General features: G+C 29.2%; 5 protein-coding genes. 1 reads left to right on the top strand and 4 read right to left on the bottom strand.

Annotation, left to right across the window (positions count from 1 at the left end):
- On the top strand, positions 1-1,689 hold a 1,689-nt coding region (locus tag HMPREF0202_RS15300), incomplete at its 5' end, for an efflux RND transporter permease subunit (protein ID WP_023052346.1).
- Positions 1,690-1,753: 64 nt separating this feature from the next.
- Here the strand turns inward: HMPREF0202_RS15300 and HMPREF0202_RS06665 are convergent.
- The 4 genes from HMPREF0202_RS06665 to HMPREF0202_RS06650 are packed head-to-tail and all read right to left on the bottom strand — an operon-like array spanning position 1,754 to position 5,361.
- Positions 1,754-2,683, bottom strand: a complete 930-nt coding sequence (locus HMPREF0202_RS06665; RefSeq protein ID WP_023052345.1) for a siderophore ABC transporter substrate-binding protein — start codon at positions 2,681-2,683, stop codon at positions 1,754-1,756.
- A 9-nt stretch (positions 2,684-2,692) separates the two neighbouring features.
- Positions 2,693-3,448: an iron ABC transporter ATP-binding protein gene (locus tag HMPREF0202_RS06660; RefSeq protein WP_023052344.1), complete on the bottom strand. Its 756-nt coding sequence runs from the start codon at positions 3,446-3,448 to the stop codon at positions 2,693-2,695.
- A gap of 1 nt (position 3,449) precedes the next feature.
- Positions 3,450-4,418, bottom strand: a complete 969-nt coding sequence (locus HMPREF0202_RS06655) for an iron chelate uptake ABC transporter family permease subunit (RefSeq protein WP_023052343.1) — start codon at positions 4,416-4,418, stop codon at positions 3,450-3,452.
- Positions 4,408-5,361, bottom strand: a complete 954-nt coding sequence (locus HMPREF0202_RS06650; protein ID WP_023052342.1) for an ABC transporter permease — start codon at positions 5,359-5,361, stop codon at positions 4,408-4,410. The genes HMPREF0202_RS06655 and HMPREF0202_RS06650 overlap by 11 nt, the downstream gene beginning before the upstream one ends.
- Positions 5,362-5,445: the final 84 nt, after the last annotated feature.

Genomic DNA, 5,445 nt, shown 5'->3' with positions numbered 1-5,445 from the left:
TTTATTCCTATAGTTATAAGAGAGGGAAGAGCAAAAGAGATGTATAAAGATATGGCTTTTTCAATAACGTTCTCTTTATTAGCATCTTTAATAATAGCAATAACATTTGTTCCTATGATATGTAGTAGAATTTTAAAATCTAAAACTACAGTTCATGAAGAGGGAAAAATTTTAAAAACTATAAAGAAGTATTACTCTAAAGTTTTAGTACTATCACTAAAACATAAAGGGATAGTTTTAGGAGCTATGGTTGTTCTATTTGTAGTTATTGTAGGATATGGGTCTAAAAAAATTGGTGGAGAGTTTATGCCAACAACTGATGATGGAGTTTATACTATTATAGCTGAAATGCCAAGTGGTATGGAGATTGAAAAATCAAATAGAATTACAAAAGAGTTAGAAGCTATTGTTGGGAAAGATCCACAAACAAAAAAATTCATATCTTCAGTTAGTAAAGAAGCTGTCTCTGTCATGGTAGATATTGGTCCTAAAAGTGATAGAGATAAAAAAGTTCAAGAGATTATGAATGAAACAAGAAAAAAGATATCACATATTCCAGATGTAAAATTAAATTTAGTTCCTAGAATGGCTTTTGGAAGAGGAACAGGAAGAGATATAACTTTAATTTTAAAATCTGATGATCTAAATCAATTAGGTTATGTTTCAAAAGTAATTTCAGAAAAAATGGCAGCAAATCCAGGATTTACAGATATAAATAACTCTATGGTTAATGGAAATCCAGAAGTGAAAATACTTTTAGATAGAAAAAAAATGGAATACTATGGAGTTAAAGTTAATGACTTAACGCTTTCAGTAAGTTACCAAATATTAGGTGGAGCTCCAATAAAGATAAAAACAGCAAATGAAGAGGTAGATGTAAGTTTAAGACTTGGTGAAGAGTTTAGAAACTCACCTGAAAAGGTTCAAGAGCTAAGGATAAAATCAAAAGATGGTGGAGTTGTAAAGCTTAAAGATATAGCGACTTTTGAAATAGGAGAGGGAGCTTACGGAATAGATAAAGAGGATAAGATTACAATGGTAACCATTGATGCTAATACTACGAATGGGCTCGATTTAGTGACAGGTCAAAAGTATATAAAAGAGATTTTAGACGAAGCAGGACTACCTAAAACGATAACGTATTCTTTTGGTGGAAGTGGAAGAAATATGGCTGAAGTAAACGAGCAGTTAAAGGCTGCCTTTGTAGTAGCGATGTTTTTAGTTTACTTTATACTTGCAGCACAATTTGAATCATATATTTTACCAGTTATTGTTATGGGAACAGTTCCTCTTTCAGTTATAGGTGTCTATAGTGGACTTTTATTAACTGGACAAAAGACAAATACAATGGTTTTTGTTGGAATCATTATGCTAGCAGGAATAGTTGTAAATAACGCAATAGTTTTAATAGATTATATAAAGATTCTTTTAGAGAGGGAGATACCTTTAAAAGAAGCTATATTAGAGGCTGGAAGAACGAGACTAAGACCAATTTTTATGACAACGATGACAACAGTATTTGGAATGGTTCCTTTATCTTTAGGAATTGGGCAAGGTAGTGAAATGTATAAAGGAATGGCTATAGCAGTTATTTTCGGGCTTATATTTTCTACACTATTAACATTGATATTAATTCCTATATTGTTTTATATTTATGAGGTTGTAAAAAATAAAATTTCAAAGAAATAGTATTTGATTAAAAAGTTGAAACAAAAAAAGCAGTGGAATTATTCACTGCTTTTTTTGTTACTATTTATTTTAATCCAGCTTTAACTTCGTCAGCCATTTTCTGTGTAGTTTTTATTCCACCAGTAGCAGTGTACCAAGTTTCAGCATCTAAGAAAATAATATTTCCATCTTTATAAGCTTTTGTTGCTTTTATAATATCATTATCAAAAGCTTTGTTAGCTGATACGTCTCCACCATTTACAGCACTTCTATCTACAACAAAGATATAATCAGGATTTTTTTCTAATAGATACTCAAAGTTTACTTTACTTCCATGAGTTGAAACAGCAACTTCATCAACTGGTTTAAATCCAAAGTGATCAAAGATTATTCCAAATCTTGATTTTAATCCATAAACTGATAGTTTTCCATTATTTGATAGAACAACTACAGCATTTAGATTTTTATTACTTACATTTTCTTTGATTTCATTTAAATTGTTTTCGATTATTCCTAACTCTTTTGTTAACTCAGTTTCTTTAGAGAATATCTCTCCCATAGTTTTAGCATTAGTTTTAAGAGCTTTTAAATAGTCATCACCAGTAGTTGTTAATCCAACTGTAGGAGCTATTTTTGATAGTTGCTCATAAAACGGTTCCTGTCTTCCAGAGATAATTATTAAATCTGGTTTCATCTCATAAATTTTTTCTAAGTTAGGGTCTTTTAATCCACCAACGTTAACATATTTTTCATCATTATATTTTTCTAAAAACTTTGGTAAGCTCTCTTTTGGTAATCCTATGATTTCAACACCTGTAGTATCTAACATCTCAACGATTCCATAATCAAATACGATAACTCTCTTTGGGTTTTTAACAACCTCTGTTGTTCCCATTACATGATTTATAGTTATTTTCTCTCCAGCCGTTACCTCTTCAATACCAGATGTTAGGTAGAAAAATACACCTACACATATTGCTGTAACTAGAGCTAGTAAACCTAATATTTTTTTCATTTTCTCCTCCTAGAAGTACACACATATATTTTTTTTATTAATCTCTTCAATATGGAATGGCATCTCATAAAGTTTTTCCAATCTTTCTTTAACAACTACATTTTGAGTTTCATCCATATGTTTTAATTTTCCATTTTTCATTGCTAATATATAATCTGAGTAAACAGATGTAAAGTTTATGTCATGCATAACTATAACTATTGTTTTATTAAAATCTTTTACAAGTTTATGTAAAATTTTCATCATAGCTACAGAACTTTTCATATCTAAATTATTTAGTGGTTCATCAAGAAATATATATTTTGTATTTTGAGCAATGGTCATAGCTATGTAAGCTCTTTGTCTTTGTCCTCCACTTAACTCATCTAAGTATTTATCTCTAAATTCTCCTAGATTCATATATTCAATAGCCTCTTCAATGATTTTTTTATCTTCGTTATTTAGTCTTCCACCACTGTGAGGGAATCGTCCAAATGATATTAACTCATACACTGTAAGTCTTACATTTGTAGTGTTTTCTTGTTTAAGTGTAGCGATTGTTTTAGCTAGTTCAGCTTTATCCCACTCACTAATAGCTTTTCCATCTATTTTTATTTCACCAGAATCTAGTGGAGTTAAACGGCTAATCATATTTAATAAAGTACTTTTACCAGCTCCATTTGGTCCTATTATACAAGTTATCTTTCCCTCGGGAATATCAGTTGTGACATTTTCTACAACAAATTTTGATCTATATGATTTACTTACATTTTTTATCTCAATCATTTTATCCTATTCTCCTCTCTTTTAATAAAATCCATAGTAAGTACATTCCACCAACAAAGTTGATAACTGTTCCTACAGGGAAACTATTATTGAATATTTTTTCTACAATTAGCTGTCCTATAATTAAGGATAAAATACTCATAAAAATAGAAGCGACAACTAAATATTTATGCTTATAAGTTTTTAATAACTCTTTTGATATATTAACTGTTAAAAGTCCTAAAAATACAACTGGTCCAACTAATGCTGTAGATATAGAAACTAATAGCCCAACTATTGTAAGATTTTTTCTTAAAAGTTTTTTATAATCTAATCCTAAATTTATAGATTGGCTATATCCTAGACTCATAACATCTAAAGTTCTCATATCCTTTCTTAACCAGAAAAATACAAGAGCAACAATGATATAAGCTATTGAAAGTAGAGTTGTATTAACTCTGTTGTAACTTGCAAATAGACTACTTTGTAAAACTAGAAACTCATTTGGATCCATTATCATTTGAATTCCATTAGATAAACTATCTAAGAAAGTTCCCACAATCATTCCGATTAAAATCATATAAAGTAGTTTTCCTTTACTTTTACCTGTAAAAAACTTTTGAAGAAAAATACTAACTGTAACCATAAGCCCAACTGTTATAAAAAATTTTGGAATTGGAGTTGTAAGCAAAGGTAAAGTTCTTCTAAATAGAAAGATAGTCATTGTTTGTAAAAAAACATACATAGAATCAAGGCCCATAACACTTGGAGTTAGAATTCTACTATCTGTAACTGTTTGGAAAAGTAGTGTTGATACAGCAACACAAGTTCCACTTAAAACTATTGCTAATATTTTTATACCTCTTGTTGAGATTAAGTATCTAAAATTATTTTTATTTACACCGACTAATAGAAAAAATGCTGCTGCTATTAATAAGGCTAAAAGAAGACCTAGCAGGATATTTTCCATCCTTTTTTCATTATTCTTCAAAATTTAACCTCCTAAATATCATAGCTAAGAATATTCCACTTCCAAATACTCCTGTTATCATTCCAATTGGAATCTCATGTGGATATATAACCACTCTACCTAAAATATCACATAAAAGTAAAAATAAACCTCCCAAAGCTCCAGTTATGTAAAGATTTTTAGATAGATTATCTCCGAAAAATAGAGAAACTATGTTTGGAATGATTAAACCTAAAAATGGTATTCCACCAACTGTTATCATAACTAATGAAGATATAAAACAAACTAAAATTAGTCCTATATTTACAATAGTTTTATAATTAATTCCTAAGTTTGTTGCAAACTCCTCTCCCATTCCAGAGATTGTAAATTGCTTTGAATAAAAGAAAGCAATTAAAACTAAAGGAATTGTTATATATAAAAGTTCGTAGTTACCTTTTAATACTCCTGAAAAATCACCAAAAAGCCAGCTGTTAATACTTTGTATTAAATCTCCTTTATATGCAAAAAACATAGTTATAGAGCTTAGGATTCCACTTATCATCATACCAATAAGTGGTACTAAAGCGTTGTCCTTTATTTTAATTTTTCTTATTATTCCCAGAAAAAGAAATGTTCCTCCCATGGTAAATGCTGATGCGATTAACATCTTAAAGATGATTGATTCCCTTGGGAAAAAAAGTAAAGCTATTAGAATCCCTAATTTTGAGGAGTCAGCAGTTCCAGCAGTTGTTGGAGAAACAAATTTATTCATAGTAAGTTGCTGCATAATTAAACCACAGATACTCATTCCAAATCCAGCTGTTATAATACTGATTGTTCTTGGAATCCTACTTAAAAATATTATATTGTTACTATTTGTACCCTGAACAAAAATATCAGAGAGATTTACTGTTGCTACGCCTAAAAAAATAGAGATTATTGATAGAAAAATGATAAATGCTGTTATTATAAAGTTTTTCATTTAATCTCCTTGTTCAATATTTTGTTTTACAAAATAAATTATAGCAAAATATTATACTTTGTCAATAATAAAATTTTTTTATAG

This window comes from Cetobacterium somerae ATCC BAA-474 (assembly GCF_000479045.1).
GTDB classification, from domain to species: domain Bacteria; phylum Fusobacteriota; class Fusobacteriia; order Fusobacteriales; family Fusobacteriaceae; genus Cetobacterium_A; species Cetobacterium_A somerae.
The sequence above is the reverse complement of the archived record's forward strand: the minus strand, read 5'-3'. Positions and strand labels throughout refer to the sequence as shown.